We start from the raw sequence: 21,512 nt of genomic DNA, 5'->3' as shown, positions 1-21,512 counted from the left end.
ATGTGCTCCCTAAATCTGAACCAGACCAGTGAAGCCCATAAAGGCTAAAGACATTAGACCCGCTGTCACCATACCAATAGCTGCACCTTGGAAAGGTACTGGCACATCAGCTACAGCGATACGTTCACGCATCGCTGAAAACAGGATTAACGCTAAAGAAAAACCAACCGCTGCTCCAAAGCCATAGACAATGGAATCAATAAAGCCGTTCACTTTCTTGATATTAAGTAAAGCGACCCCTAAAACAGCACAGTTAGTCGTAATCAATGGCAGAAAGATACCCAAAACTTTATAGAGTAAAGGGCTCGTTTTACGTACAACCATTTCAGTGAACTGCACAACGACCGCTATCACTAAAATAAAGGTAATTGTTTGCAAAAACGCTAAGTCTAAAGGCTGAAGCAAATAAGTGAATGCCAAATAGCTACATACCGATGACAGAGTCAGTACGAAGGTCGTTGCCAGAGACATGCCCATAGCAGTCTCCAACTTATTGGAAACCCCCATAAAAGGACATAGCCCTAAAAACTGAACCAGTACGAAGTTATTCACCAGTACCGTGCTGATAACAATCAGAAGATAATCTGTCATAAACCTATAACTAACTAAATAGCATTTACGAAATGCAATCGAAGGCTCACGCTCGAAAGCGACCACTTAAAATAAAACCAGAATACTCTAAAGTTTACCGCTTCTGATAAAATTTAGGTATAGGGCAATCCTGACTTAGCGCAAAGAACAGGAAGGTCAAATAACCTCCCTTTATACACTATTTAGATCAATGCTTGCTGCTTCAGCTTCTCTATCGCGGCTTCCAACTGAGCAGATGCTGTATCACCCGCTAACTGATCTAATTGAAGGTTAAGTGCCCCCTCAAGACGTGCATCAGTTTCAAGTATTGAAATCAAACCTGCTTTATTTAATAACCCATCTAATGCCGATAGATTACCATTCAAGCTCGATAGTTGAGCTTGATTAAAGGCCACAACAGCACGCCCTTGTTCAAACAATACTGCTTCCAAACTAAATAGTATCGTTTGACGCTGTTCGTCAGTACCACCAGATACAGTAATAGTAGCCGCCTGCTGGCCTAAACGAATTACGCGATCTGCAGCTGATACTTTTGACTCACTAACAAGGTTACTGTCTAGATCTATCACTTGCTGCGAACCATCATTAATGATCATTCCCGCAGCAACCGTTGCATTGGTTAAACGATCAACAATGATAAATGATCCTGTGCCGTGATGAGAGCGATAATCATCGGCAACTACTGGACGCTCAAGCGTAATTTCACACCGACCAATTTCATTTAACTCAAGGGTACTAACAGCACTTTCTTCAAGCGTATTAACATCGATGCGGTTACGAACATTGCTAATACCACCCGCAACACGGGTTGTATTCAATTTAACTTCATATTGACGGCCGGCTTGCATCGCCTCTTCTGACATCCAAACAACCATGGCATCAAACCGATTCGTACTTGCTGGTACTGCATCGGTATGAACCAATATATCACCACGTGATATATCAATTTCATCTTCCAATGTCAGCGTTACTGCCATTGGAGGGAAAGCTTCTTCAATCTCGCCTTCGAAGGTAACAATCGACTTCACTTTACTCGATTTGCCTGATGGTAAAACGGTCACTTCATCCCCTGGACGCACGATACCAGAGGTCAACGTACCACAATAACCACGGAAATCTAAGTTAGGACGGTTTACATACTGTACAGGGAAACGAAGTTCATCGAAGTTTTTATCGTTTGCAATCTCAACATTTTCTAGAGTTTCCATTAGAGGATTGCCATCAAACCAACTCATTGGCTCTGATGCAGTCACAACGTTATCGCCTTTAAGTGCAGAAATTGGCACAAATTGAATATCAGGCAGATCAAGCTGCTCGGAAAATGCCAAATATTCGGCTTTAATCTCTTCAAAGCGCTCTTCGCTGTAATCCACTAGATCCATTTTGTTAATAGCAACAATGGTATGCTTGAGTCCTAACAAAGAAACAATAAAACTGTGACGTCGTGTCTGGACCTGCACACCGTAACGAGCATCAATCAAAATGATCGCTAGATCACAAGTAGAGGCACCGGTCGCCATGTTACGAGTGTACTGCTCATGCCCCGGTGTATCCGCTATGATAAATTTACGTTTTGAGGTAGAAAAGTAACGATAAGCTACATCAATAGTGATCCCTTGCTCACGCTCCGCTTGAAGGCCATCAACCAACAGCGCTAAATCCAATTCTTCGCCTGCATTACCCACACGTTCATTATCTTTTTGAATCGCTGCAAGTTGATCTTCATAGATCATTTTTGAATCATGTAGCAAACGCCCAATCAATGTAGATTTACCGTCATCTACACTACCGCAGGTCAAAAAGCGTAGCAGTTCTTTATTTTCATGCTGATGCAGATACTCTTGAATATCAGTGGCAATCAGATCACTGTGGTAACTCATTTTTTTCTCCTCGGAGAAGCCCTATGTCTATACAGACATAACACCTAAATAATCATTTCAGTATTAACACCCTAGCGCGGGTAAAAACACACAGCGCCAGTCGTCACAAAGCTATCAAGATGAAGAAAGTTTAGAAGTAGCCTTCCATCTTTTTCTTCTCCATTGAACCTGAACTATCGTGATCGATTGCACGACCTTGGCGCTCAGAGGTAGTCGTTAGCAACATCTCTTGAATAATATCCGGCAAAGTAACAGCTTCTGACTCCACAGCACCGGTTAGAGGGTAACAACCCAATGTACGGAAACGCACGCTCTTCATCTCTGGCACTTCACCCTCTTTTAAAGGTAAGCGATCATCATCCACCATAATCATCATGCCATCACGCTCAACAACAGGACGTTTTGCTGAGTAATAAAGAGGAACAATCGAGATATCTTCTAAATAGATGTACTGCCAAATATCTAGTTCAGTCCAGTTCGATAGAGGGAATACACGAATACTTTCACCTTTATCAACACGGGTATTAAATACATTCCAAAGCTCTGGACGCTGAACTTTAGGATCCCAACGGTGGTTTTGGTCACGGAAGGAGAATACACGTTCTTTCGCCCTAGACTTTTCTTCGTCACGACGGGCGCCACCAAAAGCAGCATCAAATTTATACTTATCTAAAGCCTGCTTAAGGCCTTGAGTCTTCATGATATCTGTGTGTTTAGAGGAGCCATGAACAAATGGGTTAATACCCATATCAACCCCTTCCTGATTAACATGAACAATCAGATCCATACCCGCTTCCGCAGCCATCTTGTCGCGAAATTCAATCATCTCTTTGAATTTCCATGTGGTATCCACATGCATAAGCGGAAAAGGAGGTTTACCTGGCGCAAACGCTTTACGTGCCAGATGCAGCATCACTGCAGAATCCTTACCAACCGAATAAAGCATGACTGGGTTATCGAATTCTGCGGCTACTTCACGGATGATATGGATGCTTTCAGCTTCCAATTGTTTCAGGTGCGTTAAGCGATGTTCAGGTAAGGCACTCATCAGTAAATACTCTTTCTATTAAACGGTATGGACTAGAACCTGAATGCACAGGTATAGCTATCCAATATTGCGGCGCATTATGGCAGCTCCCCAGATAAAACACAAAAGAATATATAATTACTTTTTAATAACCAAATAGAATAAAGAGAACATCAATTAAGCCTCTTTATATTACCAACCTCACCACTAGGCTATTTATTCCTTTTTGATATAATAAGATTTCTAATTAGTATTTTGAGTTATAACAAAACAGCTATATCATGCCGCCAGTTATTCGTGGACAGGTATACTCATGGAACTTGCATACAGCTTTGCTGGATTGGTTGTTGGCTTTATTGTGGGACTCACCGGTATTGGTGGGGGCGCACTAATGACGCCTATACTTATCGTAGTATTTGGCATTCCACCAATTATAGCCGTCAGCACCGATTTACTTTACGCAGCAGTAACTAAATTTGGTGGCGCAATAACTTATGCCCGCAAGAAACTAATTGCATGGAAAGTTGTCTTATTTCTACTTGCGGGAAGTATTCCAGGAAGTCTATTCACATTAAATTACTTAGAAGGACTAGGCGGACTAGAAAAGATAGAACATCTAATGAACCTGACATTAGGTATCTCTCTTGTCTTAACCTCTATTGCAGTTTTTTTAAGAAATAAGATTCGCAATCAAGCCATAAAGTGGCAACATAGCGCCGCGGCCAAACATGCAAAAAAATGGCGCCCTTTTTTCACAATAACAATGGGTCTTATTTTAGGCTGCTTAGTAACGCTATCGTCTGTAGGCGCTGGCGCATTAGGCACCGCATTATTAATCGTTTTATACCCACGAATGAGCATGCAAAACATTGTGGGCACAGATCTCGTTCACGCAGTTGTACTAACAGCAATTGCGGGCGCAGGTCACTACCAGATGGGCAGTGTAGATCTAAGCCTACTGGTTTACCTATTACTAGGTTCGTTACCGGGAGTATTTTTAGGTAGCCATATTGGCACTCGCCTATCTCCAACGGTCATACAACCTATTATGGGATCAGTTCTGTTAGCCATCGGCCTGCGTTTCGTAATTGCAGGTTAAATAAACCCTAAAAGTGAGGTGTTTAGCTGATAAATCAGCTAAACAAGGGAAATAGTTAGTTATGTATCAGTATAACGAAGTTGACCAACAACTGGTTAATGAACGCGTTGAGCAATATAGAGATCAGACCCGCCGTTATTTGGCCGGAGAGCTATCAGAAGATGATTTCTTAGCACTTCGCCTAATGAATGGACTATACGTACAGCGCCACGCACCTATGTTGCGTGTTGCAGGCCCATATGGCATGTATAACTCAACCCAACTACGTAAACTGGCACATATTGCCCGCACTTACGACAAAGGTTATGCACATTTTACAACACGGACCAATATTCAGTTCAATTGGCCTAAGTTAGAGGAAGTGCCTGATATTCTAGCCGAATTAGCTAGCGTACAGATGCACGCTATCCAAACATCCGGCAACTGTATCCGTAACACAACAACAGACCAATTTGCTGGCGTAATTGCAGATGAGATTGAAGACCCTCGCCCTTACTGTGAGATTATTCGTCAGTGGTCTTCTCTACATCCAGAGTTTGCTTATCTACCACGTAAATTCAAAATTGCGGTATCAGCAAGCCCTACTGACCGAGCAGCGACACAAGTACACGACATCGGCTTACACATCGTCAAGAACGAAGCTGGCGAAGTAGGATTTGAAGTACTTGTTGGTGGTGGTTTAGGCCGTACACCAGTTATCGGTAAACAGATTCGTCCGTTCCTTGCGAAAGAAGATTTGTTGTCATACTTAGAAGCGATTGTACGTGTGTACAACCTAAACGGTCGCCGTGATAACAAATACAAAGCCCGTATCAAAATATTAGTTCAAACCATGGGTATTGATCAGTTCCGTGAGCTAGTCGACGCTGAATGGGAACAGATACGTGATACAGATTTAAAACTACCTAGCACTGAGATTGATCGGGTAAAAACGTTTTTTACTCCGTTTGAGTATGATCAAACAGCTAAGGACGATACGACACTTGAGCAAAAGCTTGTTGAGGATGATGCGTTTCGGACTTGGTATGAACGTAATACGGTTAACCATAAAGTAGCAGGCTACCGCATTACTTATATATCGCTAAAACCTTATCTAAAACCAGCCGGCGATGTCACTGACCAACAGTTGGACCTTATTGCTGATTTGGCAGATAAATATAGCTTTGGTGAAATTCGTGCGACACACAACCAAAACTTAGTTTTGGCTGATGTTAAAAACAGTGATTTATACGCCGTTTGGCAGATACTGACAGACGCTAACCTTGCACGACCTAATATTGGCACATTAACCGATATGACCGTTTGCCCAGGGGGTGACTTCTGCGCCTTAGCTAACGCTAAAACACTCGGTATTGCAGACCAGATCAACCGTAAATTTGAAGATATGGATTATGTCTACGATCTAGGTGATCTGAAACTTAATATGTCCGGTTGTATCAATGCCTGTTCTCATCACCACGTTGGCCACATCGGCATTCTAGGTGTAGATAAAAAAGGTGAAGATTGGTATCAAATCACCTTAGGTGGTGATGATGGCTCCAATGCAGCCTTAGGTAAAGTAATGGGTAAATCTGTTGCCTCAGACGAAGTCGCAGATACTCTCCAAAAAGTAATTGAAGTTTACGTTGAAAATCGTTTTGAGAATGAACGCTTTATCGACACATTCCAACGTATTGGAATGGCACCATTTAAGGAGTACGTATATGCCCCTGCTAATTAATCGTGAAGTAGTTGCAGATAACTGGTCTTTACTAAATGAAGAAAGTTTCGCACCAGAAGCAACACTAAGCTCAGGCGATATTATCGTACCTTATGCTTTGTATTTAGAACATAAAGCGCGACTCGCCGAGCATGATGGACAAATCGCACTTCAAGTAAATGGCGATGACGACCTAACCGAGCTTCTGGAAAACCTTGATCAATTTCCTATGATTGCGATCGACTTTCCTATTTTCCGCGATGGCCGAGGTTTTAGTATTGCTCGCATACTCGTTCGCGCGGGCTATAAAGGTGAAATTCGTGCGACCGGTGATATTGGCAGAGATCGACTTGCTTATATGGAACGCTGCGGTTTTACCGCTATACAAGTTGCTGATGATCAATTTAAACCTGAGATGCTAGATGCATTTGGTGAGATCAGTAATTTTTACCAGAGCGCTACCGATAATATTCGTGCGGTATATCACCAATAAGCATTGGCCGAATAATAGTGACGGTGAGGGTCCCTATCATGAGTGAACAAATCAGTTCCGAATTACAAAGCAAAGTCATCGCAGCAGCGGCCTTACTCAACAAAGGCTTAAGCGACTATGATGGTTCAATTGTCTTTGCTAACAGTCTTGGCGCCGAAGATGTTGTTATCGCTGATTTAATCAGCAAGAACTGCCCTAACATCAGAAACTTCGTGTTAGATACAGGCCGCCTACCTGAAGAAACGCTTAAACTTTTGACGGATGTTCAAGCCCACTACCCCAACCTAAAGGTTGATGTGTATTACCCAGAATCTGCGGATGTGGAAGGCTTTGTTGCTGAAAACGGAGTCAATGCTTTTTATGAATCACAAGCGCTGCGTAAAGGCTGCTGCTTTGTTCGTAAAATCAAGCCGCTAAAACGCGCTTTAGCAGACAAAAAAGCATGGATTACAGGTTTACGCCGCGAGCAATCTGTAACCCGTGACGAGATTCAATTTGAAGAGTGGGATGAAGGCAATAATATGCACAAACTCAACCCTCTAGCTGATTGGTCAGAAAAAGAAGTTTGGGCCTATATAAAAGCCAACAACGTTCCTTACAACGAACTACACGATAAACATTATCCGAGTATTGGTTGCGCACCTTGTACCCGTGCCATATCTATGGGTGAAGATGTTCGTTCGGGTCGCTGGTGGTGGGAAAACCCTGAAAATCGCGAATGTGGTTTACACCCAGCTACCCCCTTGAATTTTAAGAATTAAACCGGCTCTAGGTCAAACGGAGTTTGACTTGGACAGGAGACCATTCTGCACCTATCTTACAACTCACAAAATTGCAGCGCCTTTAAATTTAAAGACGCTGCTCTATTATTAGATAGGTTGCAGATTTATATCTTACAGTTCGCTAATAACAGCTTAAATCTAATAAACCCATCTGCTCCTATGAATACAGCAGTAAAAATAACAATATCTTATTAGATTATATAAAGACCCCATGCAGCATCTTCCCTATACTATATATTTTCGTATTCTCCATTGAGTCTCTCAGTTTGATAACCCCTAATTTGGCTTCTACTGTTAAACTATAGAGACTGAGAATCTGCTTTAATGCTGGAGTAACATTTGTGGATTATTTACCTCTTTTTTTCAAACTCACTGATCAAAATGTACTACTCGTCGGCGGCGGCAATGTAGCTTTACGCAAAGCCCGCCTGCTTTGTCGATCAGGTGCGAGTGTAACGGTCATAGCCCACCATGTATGCGATGAACTCCAACAACTATTGGATGAGTCCTCAGGGCTATCCATTATAGGCGAATACCACGCAGATCTACTTAAAGATAAGATTCTTGTAATCGCCGCAACCGATGACCAAAAACTAAATGAGCGCGTGCATTTTGATGCGGTTGATCGCAACCTACCCGTCAATGTCGTAGACAGCCCAAAACTATGTACATTTGTCTTCCCAGCGATCGTTGACCGTTCTCCAGTCGTGATAGGTATATCATCTGGGGGTAGCGCCCCTGTACTTGCAAGACTGTTAAGAGCGCGCTTAGAAACATGGATTCCTAAGTCTTACGGCAAACTAGCAAGCATTGCCAATCATTTCCGGGATCGTGTAAAAGCAAAGTTCAGTACGGTGAATCATCGCCGCGTCTTTTGGGAAAACGTTCTACAAGGACAAATCGCTGAAAAGGTATTTGCTGGCCGAGATGCTGAAGCTATAGAGCTCATAGAAAATAAAATCGCACATGATGACCCTGATCACCAAGTCGGCGAAGTTTATCTTGTAGGTGGGGGGCCAGGTGATCCTGAGCTGCTCACCTTTAAAGCTTTACGTTTAATGCAGCAAGCCGATGTAGTGCTTTACGATGCTCTTGTCTCTGAGGCCGTATTAGATCTCTGCCGACGCGATGCTGATCTTATCTTTGTTGGTAAAAAACGTGATAACCACGCCCTGCCTCAAGAAGGTATCAACGATCTATTGGTAAACCATGCACAACAAGGGAAACGAGTTGTACGCTTAAAGGGAGGTGACCCCTTTATCTTTGGCCGTGGCGGTGAAGAGCTAGAAACCCTTAAAGCCAATAACATCCCTTTCCAAGTTGTACCCGGTATAACCGCAGCGAGCGCGTGTTCCACCTTCGCAGGCATTCCGTTAACCCATAGAAATTATGCGCAATCGGTCAAGTTTGTTACGGGTCAGCTCAAAAACCGCACTACCGATCTAAACTTCCATGAACTGGTTCATCCTAATCAAACTGTCGTCTTCTATATGGGTCTTCATACCTTACCGATTCTAAGCAAAAAACTTATCGAACATGGCAAGCCTGGAGATACACCAGCAGCGATTGTTTCCCGTGGGACATTGGCAGATCAGAAGGTTTTAACAGGCACGTTAGACACATTACCTGAGCTACAAGAGAAAGCCCAATTACCCGCTCCCGCATTAATTATTGTAGGAGAGGTTGTTTCCCTTCATGAGAACCTTAGCTGGTTTGGTGAAGAGGTACTGGCGCAAAATCTAACACCAGTAAAGGCAGAGGAGTAAGCAGCACTAAAGCGCTGTGATCAGGATACACTACGCTGCTTAATAGGGGCTATCCATTCAATAGATTGGCATAGCCACCCGATAGAAACCCTTAGTCACTCTATTTAGAGTAAAATAGAGATCGGACTAGGGGCGATTATTTGCTCTGTGAATCCATCTGTTTTTGTTTAACTTGATCAAGTAGCTCAACCGTTACCTTAGTTAAACCATTATTCCGCGCTGCTTTTTCAACCTTGTGGCGAATAAGTTTTCGTACAAAAAAAGGTGCTGCATCAACTCGTTCCTTGGCTGCCGGTTCCCACTCTAGTTTTTCTGCCATTCTTTACACCACTCTATAAAACTATATTGCGAAGCCGAGCATTATACGCCGACATAAAGATAAACCAAGCGGAAGAATAACCCTAAGAAACAATAAAGAGTTATCCATTTTTTCTGTTGATAACTCTGTGCATTGCTTGGGGGGATGACGCTTAAAAGCCCTATTAACAAGGGCTATAGAAATATGTTCACAATCTAACACATCCCCACTAGACCAGTAAATAAGAGCAAATTCAATCCGATATTGATGGCTATTTTTTAAACAAAGAAGGTCTTACCGCTTTGACAGACAATGTGCTTTCATACCTCTCTTGTGGCGGGTATTTGTCTTTATTGCGCTGTGGCTTCGAACGCTTTTTCTTAGGAGGCCTTAAACTTTCAGAGGACTCGATAAAAGCTCCATTCTCTATATAAGGAACTGGGCGTAGTTTTATTTTCTGCTTAATCAACCCTTCTATTCGTTTCAAAAATTCGCGCTCAGCTGGGGACACTAAGGAGATAGCTTCACCCCTCTCCCCCGCTCGTCCTGTACGGCCAATACGATGAACATAAGCCTCAGGAACATTAGGTAGATCATAGTTCACTACATGAGGCAGAGATTCAATATCAAGACCACGGGCAGCCACATCTGTAGCTACTAAAATTTGCAGTTCCCCTGAGATAAATTCACCCAACATGCGGATTCTTTCCCGCTGGGTTTTATCCCCATGTATAGCCGCTGCATCGATTCCCTCTTTTTTCAGGTAATCAGTTACTTCATCGACCCGCTTTTTAGTGCGAACAAATACTAAAGCCTGTCCCCATTTACCCTCTTTAATTAAGTAACTCAACACATCGGCTTTATCACTATTATCAACCGCATATGCAAACTGCTTGATCTGACTCGCCGTCGAGTTACGGGGGTTTACTTTAACTTTTTTGGGGTTATTGAGATAAAAATCAGCTAGCACTTCGATGCTTTCGTCAGCGGTAGCAGAAAACAACAAGGTTTGGCGGGGCTCTGCCGCATACTCCATGATTTTCTTAATCGGTTCGATAAAACCTAGATCCAACATACGATCAGCTTCATCTAAAACCAAAAATTCTAAATGAGCTAAGCTAATCACCTTTTGCTGGATAAGATCCAATAAACGACCGGGAGTTGCGACCAGTATATCCGCCCCACGTTTTAGTTTTCGAATCTGATTATCAACCCGCACACCACCATAGATAGAGATCACTCGCATGCCTAAAGCCCGCCCGTATTCCAGCGTGCTATCACCAACCTGAATAGCGAGCTCTCGTGTAGGCGCAAGCACTAAAGCTCTAACATGCCTGTACTCAGGTGACGGAGCCGTCTTGCTAAGCATCTCAATAATCGGTAAGGCAAAACTCGCTGTCTTCCCAGTACCCGTTTGTGCCTCCGCAAGAAGGTCCTCACCTCGTAAAACCAGTGGGATCGCCTTTGCTTGAATCGGCGTTGGCTTTTTATAACCAAGCATCTGCAAGGTTGCTTGCAGTTCAGGACACAAAGCTAAATCAGAAAAAGAGGCTACATCGCTCATTCAGGTAGAAACCATCCAGAAAATCATTTGAATCTTATTTTACCTTATCTCTTCTCAACAACGCAGCGTTTTAAATACTGACACATTAAACCTCAACCCTTTATCTATTAGATATTCACTCGCATTACAAAAAGCCTGTACAGATGGGCCCTATGATAAGCCTATTGATAACAAGGAAATCCTAAAACTAGATAGAGAAACTAAGATTGAACCAGCAGCCTAAAAACAAAAAACCAGACATTTTATGTCTGGTTTTTTTATGATGCGAAAAAGAAACAGATTATTGCGCAGCTTGGCGCTTCTCTCTCCAGCGCTGCAACAATCCTTTGCGAGGTTCTTCAGCTGTAATCGCTGGCTCACTCATAATCATCGCCTTCGCATTAGCATCTAAGCCACTCATAAAAGCTTCAACCTTAGATGTATAGTCATTATTATCACCCAAAGTCTCATTCATCTCTTTATGGGATAACTTCTTACTAACCACAGAGGCTTTAACGCCTATCGAACTCGCTTTAGCAGCAAAGGCATTAGCTTGAGTACATGCCCCCTTACGGCTTGAAGAACAAGTAATTAAGAAAGGTGGTGCATCTGATTTCAACTGATGTAAAGGCGATGCCTTAACCCAAAAATCTGAACTTGCACCAAAGGCATCGTCATAAAAGCCATAATGTCTTGCACCCATAATAGTAGGTACATCTAACACAGCACTATCCAACAAAATGGTGCCTAACCAAGACTGACCACCCATCGCTTTGTGCGCACTGATAGAAGATGATACTAAACCAAGAAGGTGAGCACCGGCAGAATGACCCATTAAGATGAACTTTTCTGGATCTCCACCCCAACTTTTAGCTTTATTTTGAGCATAGATTAACGCGTTACGTACATCGTCCGCCTGCTGCACAGGATCTGTAGCTCTAGGTAATAAACGATAGTTCACCGAGATAAAGATAAATCCAGCAGGGAGCCAACGCTCTAACTTATTCTGAATTACGCTTTTTGATTCTTTATCGCCCATTTTCCACGCACCACCATGCACCATAAAAACAACAGGAGCATTACTTAAACCATCACGTGTATAGACATCAAACTTATTAGCTCGATCAGGACCGTAGGATATATTTTTAAATGTTTTTATATCACTAGTCCCATAATCTGTAGATGTTTGCCCAGTCACACAAGCACTCAAGCTGAGAAAGCTAAATAATAAGATCAATCGCTGGATTACTATATTCTTGAAAAGCATCTAATAACTCCTAATCTTTTAACCTGTGTATCAAAATGAATCTTCATCCCTACACGGGCCAATATAAAGTGCATATCAATAACAATTGATGTTAAAGAACCCAAAAACATAGCCAATCCACACTAATTAGACATGAATTTGGCTTAAAAGTTCTCTATTTATGGAGTCTACAACTACAAAAAACCATAATAACGCCACCAGTATCAGATTTATCAACTGAATAGAGAGTGAATCAACAGATTACGGCGTTAGTGAAAATAGATACAACCGTTCAACCGCCTCTGTAGTTTCAGTCGGCACTGTAGATAACTGCTGTAAAACATCTAGCACGCCAGAAAATACAGCAGGAGTCTCAACACGTGGCTGCGCCCAATCATAAACAGGATCACCTGTAGGATGAATTAAAAAAGCGGTATGACTAAAAGTAAGACCATAATCATCACTTTCGACCACTTGTAACTGCTCACCTACATTGAAAACAAGAAATATACGGCCATCAATATGTTTGGCAACTTGGCTATATACCGCATTATGTGGGTTTTCTAAAATATAATCTGCACTCCAAGTTGAGTTGCCTTGATCATAACGGTAATACACTAAGCGTTTCTCAACCGGCCAAACTAAGTGGATATTTCCTTGGTCATCAACTGCGGCACTATAGTGGCTTCCGTAAGGGTCATGAAAACCAGCATCGGTTGATTCCAAGACTACCGGATCGCTCCAAGAGCCATCTTCAGCTAATTGAATAAAGTTCAACGTGCTACGCGCAGTACCACTAACAAAAGAAACATCGGTATAAATTAAAGCGATATCCGCCCCAATATTCAAAATACGTCCAGCTTTACCTGGCCGTTTATTTTCAGAGCCAAAGGTACCGCTTGATGTCCATCTAAACAAAGGGTTGTTACTTGAATAACCAACCAGCTGCACAACTTTATTTAAAGCAGTCCGAGTAAAAACAACATGCAGCTTCTGATCCGAGCTGATGGCAATAGTTGGCGCGCTCGGCGTCTGGGTTAAACTTTTAAAAATTCTTTTTTTCTTTAAATTCCACCATGTGGACGTTAAAGCATCGTAGCTCAAACGGGAATACCAAACCTCTTTATTACAACTGTAAACAATATGAAGTCGATTATTCTCTAACACCATATCGGCAGTAGACTCATTATTACTACAACTTAAATCAACAGCCTCTTCCCAATCAGCTTGATCTGCCTGCTTAGCCATTAAAGCAAGGGCACCTTTAGATTCACTCTCTCGGTCGCCTAAGTTAAGCAATAAATGCTGAGCACCATCATCAGTAATAAAAAAACGTTCTTGATGACGATAAGAGATCATTCGCTCTGCAGTACCGGTCAGGTTTGTAAACCCTTGAGCAATAAGCTCGGCATTAGAGGTTGCTGGATAAACCAACAAACCCATAAAGAAGACAAAAAATAGGCGGTATTGAATACAGGGGAACTTCATCCTTAAATTCCTATGCGGGCAGTGATAATTGGTTAAAAAATGTGGTGATTAAAAGCGAATCAACGAGCTTACTGAACATTTATTGTACAGAGTACTCTTTTACTTAAGAAACTCAATTAATTACCTAAATTTATGCATGAAAAATACTCACCAAGCGCCTCTTAACTAAAGGTCGCGGAGCCTTCTCAGCTCAGATTTACATACCGCTTCCATATTAATCTTATGAAAGCGCTGTATCGTATCTAAGTGCGGGCACTATTATAAATAATAGGCTAAAGCATTTATAGCTATTTCCTCTAAACTGTTTTCTTCATTAAATATGAAGTTAGGGGCTTAGCTGTAATTCAGATGAATAGCCGAACTGCGCACAACTCATCTTCAAAAAAGCCATAAATTTGGAAGTTATATATAAATTATTATATGACTTTTTTACCCACACATACTGTGGATAACTTAGTGCATAGTTTTGGGGTAGATTGCTCAAACGCACAAATTACCTTGTTTCTAGCCAATCGTTTACTTTTTAATCCAACAAAAATTAAACCTTTAATTTCAACAAGTTAAACAAATCAATAAAAATTTATCTATTTTTTAAAAGTAAGACCAGCACACTTGACAGTTTATTTTTTAGCCTGTGCAAAAGAAACGAGAAAAACGGTGAAACCCGAGAGTAACACCGCTAAATAAATGACAACTTAAAAAATTATAATCGTGAAGGCTAAAATCAGTCTTCCGGCAGTTCTAGTTCTATATGCGTTTTAGGAATACAGCAGCAAGTTAGAATTTCATCATCCTGAAGGTCTAGTAAGCTTTCTTGCACATATTCAACTTCACCTTCGATTAAGCGCACTTTGCAACAACCACAATAACCGCCACGACAGTTGTAAGGTGCAGGTATCTCTTGAACCTCTAGCGCATCCAACAACGTAGTTTCATACTGATAATAAAAAGTATGGTGGTTATTAACTTTGATCCTTGATGGGCCAGCCATGTAATACGTCCTTATAGATCAAAGCCGTCAAAATCATCATCGCCCATTTCGTTGTCAATTTGACCAACTAAGTATGAGCTTATTTCTGCTTCCTGCGGTGCAACCTGAACATTGTCACTCACCAACCAAGCATTCATCCAAGGGAGTGGGTTTTGACAAGCAGGGAAGATCTCTTCTAAATTCAGCGCTTTCATACGAACATTTGTAATGTACTCTACATAGTCCGATAAGATTTTAGCGTTTAGACCAATCATTGAACCTTCACGGAATAAGTATGTTGCCCAATCTTTCTCTTGTTGGGCAGCTTCCTTAAAAATCCCATAAACTTCAGGCTCGCATTCCTTCGCAATCTCTTTAAACACAGGATCATCTGCACCAGATGCCATAATATTCAACATATGCTGAGTCCCCGTTAGATGAAGTGCTTCATCACGAGCAATCAGTTTAATAATTTTAGCGTTACCTTCCATAATAGCTCGCTCTGCAAAAGCAAAAGAGCAGGCAAAACTTACATAGAAACGGATCGCTTCAAGTACATTGATAGAGACCAAAGTTAGGTAAAGCTTTTTCTTCAAATTACGTAACGAGGTGTCAAACACTTTACCATTAATGGTGTGCAAACCTTCGCCATGAATACTGTAGGCACTGGAAAGGTTAATAAACTCATCATATAAACGTGTAACGGAATCAGCGCGGCGAATAATTTCGGGATTCGTTACGATCTCATCAAAAACCTCTGAAGGCTCAGTAATGATATTACGAATAATATGAGTATAAGAGCGACTGTGGATCGTTTCACTAAATGCCCATGTTTCAAACCATGTCTCTAGCTCGGGCAAAGACACAACAGGCAAAAATGCAATATTAGGTGAGCGCCCTTGTACAGAATCTAGCAAGGTTTGATATTTCAAGTTACTCAAAAAGATATGCTTTTCATGTTCCGGCATATTTATAAAGTCTTTACGGTCAGTAGATAGATCTACCTCCTCAGGACGCCAGAAAAATGAAAGCTGCTTTTCAATTAACTTTTCAAAAATTGGATATTTCTGCTTGTCATATCGAGCAACGTTGACGCTTCGGCCAAAAAACATCGGTTCTTTAGTTGCATCATGAGTACTGTGACTGAACGTGGTGTACGCCATCGATATATTCGTTCCTGAAATTTTATAATTATGGCGCCTGCAATATAAGGATTACAGGCGAGCTCTACCTATCTGATCGGGGAATACATGCGGATTAAAGCTTGCATGCTCCACCTTCACACCCAGTATCATCCGCTTGATCTGAAGCACCGTCGCGCGTGTTGTGATAATACAAAGTCTTAACCCCGTATTTATAAGCCGTCAATAAATCCTGTAACAACTGCTTCATCGGCACTTTATCATTTGGGAAACGGGAAGGATCATAGTTGGTATTTGCAGAGATCGATTGATCGACAAACTTCTGCATAATCCCCACCAACTGTAGATAGCCTGTATTATTAGGAAGATCCCAAAGTAGTTCATACTGTTCACGCAACTCAGTATATCCAGGAACAACCTGTTTCATGATCCCATCTTTACTTGCCTTCACAGAAACGTAACCACGCGGTGGCTCGATACCATTTGTCGAATTAGTAATCTGAGAGGAAGTTTCACATGGCATTAACGCCGTTAGAGTACTGTTACGCAGGCCAAACTCACGTATATCTTCGCGTAAGGTTTCCCAGAAGTAATGTAACGGCTCTTCACAGAACTCATCCACTTCACGCTTATAGGTATCAATAGGCAGAATACCCTTCGAGTAAACTGTCTCATTAAATTTTGGACACGCACCACGTTCTTTAGCCAATACATTGGAAGCCTTAAGCAGGAAGTACTGTACTGCTTCAAATGTTTTGTGCACTAAACCATTAGCTGAACCATCTGAATACTTAACACCGTTCTTCGCTAAATAATAAGCAAAGTTAGTCACACCTACACCTAGAGGACGGCGATTCATTGTCGATGTATGGGCCGCAGGAATCGGATAATCTTGATAATCCAATAAGTTATCTAAGGCGCGTACAACCAGATCAGCAAGATTCTCTAGCTCACTAAGGTCATTAAGAGCACCTAAATTAAAAGCAGACAAAGTACAAAGCGCAATTTCACCTTCTGGATCATTTACATGCTGCAAAGGCTTAGTTGGCAATGCGATTTCAAGACATAGGTTGGATTGTTTAACAGGCGCGACAGCCGGATCAAACGGACTATGTGTATTACAGTGATCCACGTTCTGAATGTAGATGCGGCCCGTTTGTGCACGTTCTGCCGCTAAAATACCAAACAGTTCAACCGCTTTAATGGTTTCTTTACGAATGGATGGGTCGTTTTCATACTTAACATACAAACGTTCAAACTCATCTTGATCAGCAAAGAATGCTTCATACAAACCTGGCACTTCATGGGGACTAAACAGTGTAATATCACCGCCTTTGATCAAGCGGGTGTACATCAACTTATTAATCTGCACACCGTAATCTAAATGGCGAACACGGTTTTCTTCAACGCCTCTGTTATTTTTCAATACCAGAAGTGATTCCACTTCTAAATGCCAAATAGGGTAAAACAGCGTCGCAGCTCCACCACGAACACCACCCTGTGAACAGGATTTAACCGCAGTCTGAAAATGCTTGTAAAAAGGTATACAACCCGTGTGATAGGCTTCACCGTTGCGAATCGGGCTACCTAGAGCTCGAATACGACCCGCATTAATACCAATACCTGCACGCTGAGAAACATATTTCACAATCGATGCAGACGTAGCATTAATTGAGTCTAAGCTATCGCCACATTCAATTAAGACACAAGAGCTAAACTGACGTGTTGGCGTACGCACACCAGCCATAATAGGAGTAGGCAGTGATATTTTAAATAAAGACGTCGCATCATAGAAACGTTTGACATAATCCAAACGTGTATCAGCTGGATAATCGGCAAAAAGACAAGCCGCCACCAGCATATAAAGAATCTGTGGGCTTTCGTAAACTTCACCAGTAACTCGGTTTTGTACAAGATACTTCCCTTCTAACTGTTTAACAGCTGAATAGGAAAAGTTCATATCACGCTTATGTTCTAAGTAGCCATTAAGAACATCCCAATCTGCTTCTGAATAATCTTCTAGCAGATGCTTATCATAACGCCCGTCTTCAACTTGTTTTTTAACATGGGCATACAGGTGAGGAGGCTCATACTGGCCAAAGGCACGTTTACGCAGATGAAAAATAGCTAAACGTGCGGCTAAATACTGATAATCGGGAGAGTCTTCTGAGATTAAATCCGCAGCGGACTTAATAAGTGTCTCGTGGATATCGAAAGTACGCATACCTTCGAAAAACTGTAAATGTGCTTTTAATTCTACTTCAGAAGGTGATACGGCATTTAGTCCTTCCGCAGCCCAGATAACAACCTTATGAATCTTTTCCAGATCAACCAGTTCTTGGCGTCCATCCCTTTTCGTTACCATCAGATCTTGCTGCATGCGACCTTCCAATTTGAAGACTTTATAATTGTTAGTTAGTACGCTGTATTACGCTTCATAATGGGGCAAAAAATCATCCCTTTAAAAAGCGGAGCCTATAATAGTGCAGCTCTCAGCTTTTCTACTCTATTTATCCAGCCAGACACAACATGTAGTAGCGACAATGGCTCAAGACACTAAATATAGTGATCCCAGTGTTTATTGCAATACTTGATTTTGGGCTTTGGAGGGTGTAGGAACCATCAAATAAATGCTAAAACATCCATATAACGGGGCTTACAGCGAATCCATTACATAACCACCTAGATGACATTTTTTAAAAAAAAATTAATCAAAAAAGCAGCATCAAAATACGTGCCAAAAGCAAGCAAAAAATAATGTATTTCCCCAAACTTTTTGCTGGATCTTTATGCACTATTTTTAGTGTAATTTATCAGAGCAATCACCATATTTAAACCTTGATCAAACAACTAATTCAGGTTTATAGCACTGATCCTATTTAGCTACCGAAGTCAACCCAAGTACCCTTCACACTATCTTTATTATATAATTTGGGCCCACTTTTTAGCTTAAGCAATGAGGTAGTTATATGCGCTTGGCAGAAATTGAAAATATTGCACTGAATATAGGTCTAGTTGTCTTTGCAGGCTTTATCTTTTTTATTATCTACGACTTAGCAAAAAAATCGAAAGCAGGTAAGTTTGGCACCATCATCTTATTTTTTGCGCTTGGTTTAGGCTTAGCAGCCTTCTTAGTTAAAACAATTATTGTAGAGTTGATGGAGGGTGGCTCTTTCTAAAGCGTCGCTATCAATAGAGTGATAGCAGAAAGAACCAAGAACCCCTTGCGACACTGGCAGCTAAGGTTTATTCAACACAGCTTCTGATATATGTTCCAGCTCACCTGTCTTCGGCTTAACCACGTAAGCACTACCAAAGCCAACCACATACCGCCCCTCAATAGGCCGGAGACAAAAAAGGTGAAAATCAGGCAAACTTCTTAACATACCAACGACATTACCAAACTTTTTTTCTAACTTATCGAGCAGCAATGGATAATGACTCTCACTCGAGAGCATTTCATGGGCTTCACATTTAAACGTCAGACGTTCGCGAGCAAATAAGTTCCGGCTTCCTTCCTCATCCGCAATAAACATCACAGAGGCTAAAGGGTTACGTAATAGGTTTTGTGTATGGGCTGCCAGCTCACTTATGAAAATATAAAAACTCCCCTCCTCATCACGCACAAAAGGCGCATAGCTAATCTCTGGAAAATCCTCCCCCAAAGTTGAGAGTAATAAGGTACTATTTGCTTGCTGTAAATTTCTACAATTAGTCTCCAGCAACATTAACTTGTCAGACTCAACATCGCTCATTGCCCGCTCTCCAATTCAACTTAAAACCATAAATCTCTTATAAAAAAAGAATTTACTATTAAAACTCCTCCATTATGGTCGATACTATAAGTGGAACACATGAAGAAGTCCTGCTAGGTTTTTGAACGATTACATTGTTTTCGGTCTAAACCTTAAAGAAACCGCAGGTTCATTAATCGTGTAGGGTTGCTATCAACAACTACGCAGACAGTGTTGATCAAGGTGTTTGTCATGGGCGAGCAAAAAATGTTTATCCGCCATCCAGATGAGTTTCCTATAGAACTTGATTTACAAGAGTCACATCAGGCTATATCTGATACATCTCAACTCCAATTAGTTTGCCACTCAGAAAAACCTTTCCACTCAGGTGAAGCTATCGCCATAAAAATACCCAGCATTGCATCACAACTGGAAGTAAGTGGAACAATTGATAGCTGTGAAAACACACCTAATGGCTACGAACTAGGCATCACATTTAATGGTTCTGATGCTCTAAATAGAATTCGCATGCTTGAACAACTATGCTACATACAACGCTATCGCAACCATGTACTCAAGGTTGAGGGGCGCACAATCTCCAATCAAGATGCAGCTTTGGAGTGGATAGGGAAATATGCGCATCTTTTCCCCTGCGTAGAAGATCCAGTCGACTCATAACAACTAGATCAGTTGTTGTCATTATAGATAGGGTTATAATGCTTCTTTTCCAGTGATGATGGACGATTGATAGCTATGCAGCAAAAAACCATAACGGTCGCAAACATTGAAATAGCCAATGACAAACCTATGGTGCTATTTGGTGGTATGAATGTTTTAGAATCCCGTGATTTAGCAATGAAAATTGCCGAGCACTACGTGGAAGTTACGACAAAACTCAACATCCCTTACGTATTTAAGGCCTCTTTCGACAAAGCCAACCGCTCATCTCTCACATCTTTTCGTGGCCCTGGCCTTGATGAAGGCCTAAAAATATTACAAGAAATTAAGGAAACCTTTAACGTTCCCTTAATTACCGATCTGCATGAGCCCTATCAAGCCGCTCCTGTTGCAGAAGTTTGCGATATTATCCAGCTACCAGCCTTCCTCTCTCGTCAGACTGACCTTGTTGAAGCAATGGCTAAAACCAATGCAGTAATCAACATAAAAAAAGCACAATTCCTCGCACCTCAAGAGATGAAACACATTTTGCATAAATGCGAAGAAGCCGGTAATGATCAACTAATTCTCTGCGAGCGCGGTTCAAGCTTTGGCTATAACAACTTAGTAGTGGATATGCTCGGTTTCTCCATAATGAAAGAGTTCAGCTATCCAGTCATGTTTGATGCCACCCATGCATTGCAAATGCCTGGTGGGCGCGCCGATTCCGCCGGTGGCCGCCGAGCACTGGTTGCGCAACTTTCTCGTGCAGGTTTATCGCAAGGTATTGCAGGGCTCTTTTTAGAAGCTCACCCAGATCCAAATCAAGCTAAATGCGACGGCCCTTGCGCTCTTCCTCTCAGCACACTTGAACCTTATTTAGCGCAAATGAAAGCGGTGGATGAACTAGTAAAAAGCTTCCCCCACTTAGATACCTCTATATAAAAGCGCCTGACCTTGCTATAAGTCCTATATATGACAAAGAAATAAGCCCATTATTGAACTATGGGCTTACTCTTTTATAATTCATTGGTTAGCTAATAAACCTCTTATCCAACTCAGCACCAGACTATTAGCTACTGACTTATTGCTACACT

At 41.6% G+C, this 21,512-nt stretch carries 19 protein-coding genes; 8 read left to right on the top strand and 11 right to left on the bottom strand.

Annotation, left to right across the window (positions count from 1 at the left end; translation table 11 throughout):
- Window positions 1-9: 9 nt before the first annotated feature.
- The 3 genes from rsxA to cysD all read right to left on the bottom strand — a co-directional run bounded on the left by rsxA (window position 10) and on the right by cysD (window position 3,519).
- Window positions 10-591 (bottom strand): electron transport complex subunit RsxA, encoded by a 582-nt coding sequence (gene rsxA, locus Q4492_RS04260; protein WP_303416022.1) that lies wholly within the window; start codon window positions 589-591, stop codon window positions 10-12.
- Between the two features lie 182 nt (window positions 592-773).
- Window positions 774-2,471 carry a sulfate adenylyltransferase subunit CysN gene (gene cysN, locus Q4492_RS04255; RefSeq protein ID WP_303416021.1) on the bottom strand — a complete coding sequence of 566 codons (1,698 nt, stop codon included), beginning with the start codon at window positions 2,469-2,471 and terminating at the stop codon, window positions 774-776.
- A gap of 130 nt (window positions 2,472-2,601) precedes the next feature.
- Window positions 2,602-3,519 (bottom strand): sulfate adenylyltransferase subunit CysD, encoded by a 918-nt coding sequence (gene cysD / locus Q4492_RS04250; protein ID WP_303416020.1) that lies wholly within the window; start codon window positions 3,517-3,519, stop codon window positions 2,602-2,604.
- 292 nt (window positions 3,520-3,811) lie between these two features.
- Here cysD and Q4492_RS04245 point away from each other — a divergent pair, with 292 nt between their 5' ends.
- From Q4492_RS04245 to cysG, 5 genes are all read left to right on the top strand, one after another.
- Window positions 3,812-4,597 carry a sulfite exporter TauE/SafE family protein gene (locus Q4492_RS04245; RefSeq protein ID WP_303416019.1) on the top strand — a complete coding sequence of 262 codons (786 nt, stop codon included), beginning with the start codon at window positions 3,812-3,814 and terminating at the stop codon, window positions 4,595-4,597.
- Window positions 4,598-4,658: 61 nt separating this feature from the next.
- A complete protein-coding gene (locus Q4492_RS04240; protein WP_303416018.1) occupies window positions 4,659-6,317 on the top strand; it encodes a nitrite/sulfite reductase in 1,659 nt (552 codons plus the stop codon).
- Window positions 6,301-6,789, top strand: coding sequence for a DUF934 domain-containing protein (locus Q4492_RS04235; protein WP_303416017.1), 489 nt, complete (start codon window positions 6,301-6,303; stop codon window positions 6,787-6,789). Before Q4492_RS04240 ends, Q4492_RS04235 begins: the two co-directional genes overlap by 17 nt.
- 38 nt (window positions 6,790-6,827) lie before the next feature.
- Window positions 6,828-7,550, top strand: a complete 723-nt coding sequence (locus Q4492_RS04230) for a phosphoadenylyl-sulfate reductase (protein WP_303416016.1) — start codon at window positions 6,828-6,830, stop codon at window positions 7,548-7,550.
- Between the two features lie 362 nt (window positions 7,551-7,912).
- Window positions 7,913-9,337: a siroheme synthase CysG gene (gene cysG, locus Q4492_RS04225; RefSeq protein ID WP_303416015.1), complete on the top strand. Its 1,425-nt coding sequence runs from the start codon at window positions 7,913-7,915 to the stop codon at window positions 9,335-9,337.
- Window positions 9,338-9,473: 136 nt separating this feature from the next.
- Here cysG and Q4492_RS04220 read toward each other — a convergent pair whose 3' ends face one another.
- The 7 genes from Q4492_RS04220 to nrdA all read right to left on the bottom strand — a co-directional run bounded on the left by Q4492_RS04220 (window position 9,474) and on the right by nrdA (window position 18,404).
- Complete coding sequence (locus tag Q4492_RS04220; protein ID WP_067862288.1) at window positions 9,474-9,656, bottom strand: PCP reductase family protein; 183 nt, start codon at window positions 9,654-9,656, stop codon at window positions 9,474-9,476.
- Between the two features lie 250 nt (window positions 9,657-9,906).
- Window positions 9,907-11,199 carry a DEAD/DEAH box helicase gene (locus tag Q4492_RS04215; protein ID WP_303416013.1) on the bottom strand — a complete coding sequence of 431 codons (1,293 nt, stop codon included), beginning with the start codon at window positions 11,197-11,199 and terminating at the stop codon, window positions 9,907-9,909.
- Between the two features lie 280 nt (window positions 11,200-11,479).
- A complete protein-coding gene (locus Q4492_RS04210) occupies window positions 11,480-12,445 on the bottom strand; it encodes an alpha/beta hydrolase (protein WP_303416012.1) in 966 nt (321 codons plus the stop codon).
- A gap of 240 nt (window positions 12,446-12,685) precedes the next feature.
- Entirely contained in the window at window positions 12,686-13,912 is a 1,227-nt protein-coding gene (locus Q4492_RS04205) for a hypothetical protein (RefSeq protein ID WP_303416011.1), read from the bottom strand.
- 724 nt (window positions 13,913-14,636) lie between these two features.
- Entirely contained in the window at window positions 14,637-14,903 is a 267-nt protein-coding gene (yfaE, locus tag Q4492_RS04200; protein WP_303416010.1) for a class I ribonucleotide reductase maintenance protein YfaE, read from the bottom strand.
- A gap of 11 nt (window positions 14,904-14,914) precedes the next feature.
- Entirely contained in the window at window positions 14,915-16,066 is a 1,152-nt protein-coding gene (gene nrdB, locus Q4492_RS04195) for a class Ia ribonucleoside-diphosphate reductase subunit beta (protein WP_231867914.1), read from the bottom strand.
- Window positions 16,067-16,139: 73 nt separating this feature from the next.
- Window positions 16,140-18,404 (bottom strand): class 1a ribonucleoside-diphosphate reductase subunit alpha, encoded by a 2,265-nt coding sequence (gene nrdA / locus Q4492_RS04190; protein ID WP_303416009.1) that lies wholly within the window; start codon window positions 18,402-18,404, stop codon window positions 16,140-16,142.
- A gap of 589 nt (window positions 18,405-18,993) precedes the next feature.
- Between nrdA and Q4492_RS04185 the strand changes: the two genes are divergently transcribed.
- Window positions 18,994-19,203 (top strand): DUF2788 domain-containing protein, encoded by a 210-nt coding sequence (locus Q4492_RS04185; protein ID WP_067862302.1) that lies wholly within the window; start codon window positions 18,994-18,996, stop codon window positions 19,201-19,203.
- Window positions 19,204-19,263: 60 nt separating this feature from the next.
- Here Q4492_RS04185 and Q4492_RS04180 read toward each other — a convergent pair whose 3' ends face one another.
- Window positions 19,264-19,779 (bottom strand): HugZ family protein, encoded by a 516-nt coding sequence (locus tag Q4492_RS04180; protein ID WP_303416008.1) that lies wholly within the window; start codon window positions 19,777-19,779, stop codon window positions 19,264-19,266.
- 231 nt (window positions 19,780-20,010) lie between these two features.
- Here Q4492_RS04180 and Q4492_RS04175 point away from each other — a divergent pair, with 231 nt between their 5' ends.
- Both Q4492_RS04175 and kdsA read left to right on the top strand, forming a co-directional pair.
- Complete coding sequence (locus tag Q4492_RS04175) at window positions 20,011-20,436, top strand: hypothetical protein (protein ID WP_303416007.1); 426 nt, start codon at window positions 20,011-20,013, stop codon at window positions 20,434-20,436.
- A 75-nt stretch (window positions 20,437-20,511) separates the two neighbouring features.
- Window positions 20,512-21,360 carry a 3-deoxy-8-phosphooctulonate synthase gene (gene kdsA, locus Q4492_RS04170; protein ID WP_303416006.1) on the top strand — a complete coding sequence of 283 codons (849 nt, stop codon included), beginning with the start codon at window positions 20,512-20,514 and terminating at the stop codon, window positions 21,358-21,360.
- Window positions 21,361-21,512: the final 152 nt, after the last annotated feature.

This window comes from Neptuniibacter sp. 1_MG-2023 (genome assembly GCF_030547185.1).
GTDB lineage: Bacteria > Pseudomonadota > Gammaproteobacteria > Pseudomonadales > Balneatricaceae > Neptuniibacter.
The sequence above is the reverse complement of the archived record's forward strand: the minus strand, read 5'-3'. Positions and strand labels throughout refer to the sequence as shown.

What these genes read in the sequence shown, in the direction of transcription:
- Q4492_RS04245 (WP_303416019.1), top strand. Translation starts at nt 3,812, where the DNA reads ATGGAACTTGCATACAGCTTTGCTGGATTGGTTGTTGGCTTTATTGTG.
- nrdA (WP_303416009.1), bottom strand. Translation starts at nt 18,404, where the DNA reads ATGCAGCAAGATCTGATGGTAACGAAAAGGGATGGACGCCAAGAACTG.
- Q4492_RS04235 (WP_303416017.1), top strand. Translation starts at nt 6,301, where the DNA reads ATGCCCCTGCTAATTAATCGTGAAGTAGTTGCAGATAACTGGTCTTTA.
- Q4492_RS04180 (WP_303416008.1), bottom strand. Translation starts at nt 19,779, where the DNA reads ATGAGCGATGTTGAGTCTGACAAGTTAATGTTGCTGGAGACTAATTGT.
- Q4492_RS04240 (WP_303416018.1), top strand. Translation starts at nt 4,659, where the DNA reads ATGTATCAGTATAACGAAGTTGACCAACAACTGGTTAATGAACGCGTT.
- Q4492_RS04220 (WP_067862288.1), bottom strand. Translation starts at nt 9,656, where the DNA reads ATGGCAGAAAAACTAGAGTGGGAACCGGCAGCCAAGGAACGAGTTGAT.
- kdsA (WP_303416006.1), top strand. Translation starts at nt 20,512, where the DNA reads ATGCAGCAAAAAACCATAACGGTCGCAAACATTGAAATAGCCAATGAC.
- Q4492_RS04185 (WP_067862302.1), top strand. Translation starts at nt 18,994, where the DNA reads ATGCGCTTGGCAGAAATTGAAAATATTGCACTGAATATAGGTCTAGTT.
- cysN (WP_303416021.1), bottom strand. Translation starts at nt 2,471, where the DNA reads ATGAGTTACCACAGTGATCTGATTGCCACTGATATTCAAGAGTATCTG.
- Q4492_RS04230 (WP_303416016.1), top strand. Translation starts at nt 6,828, where the DNA reads ATGAGTGAACAAATCAGTTCCGAATTACAAAGCAAAGTCATCGCAGCA.
- cysD (WP_303416020.1), bottom strand. Translation starts at nt 3,519, where the DNA reads ATGAGTGCCTTACCTGAACATCGCTTAACGCACCTGAAACAATTGGAA.
- yfaE (WP_303416010.1), bottom strand. Translation starts at nt 14,903, where the DNA reads ATGGCTGGCCCATCAAGGATCAAAGTTAATAACCACCATACTTTTTAT.
- rsxA (WP_303416022.1), bottom strand. Translation starts at nt 591, where the DNA reads ATGACAGATTATCTTCTGATTGTTATCAGCACGGTACTGGTGAATAAC.
- Q4492_RS04210 (WP_303416012.1), bottom strand. Translation starts at nt 12,445, where the DNA reads ATGCTTTTCAAGAATATAGTAATCCAGCGATTGATCTTATTATTTAGC.
- Q4492_RS04205 (WP_303416011.1), bottom strand. Translation starts at nt 13,912, where the DNA reads ATGAAGTTCCCCTGTATTCAATACCGCCTATTTTTTGTCTTCTTTATG.
- Q4492_RS04175 (WP_303416007.1), top strand. Translation starts at nt 20,011, where the DNA reads ATGGGCGAGCAAAAAATGTTTATCCGCCATCCAGATGAGTTTCCTATA.
- Q4492_RS04215 (WP_303416013.1), bottom strand. Translation starts at nt 11,199, where the DNA reads ATGAGCGATGTAGCCTCTTTTTCTGATTTAGCTTTGTGTCCTGAACTG.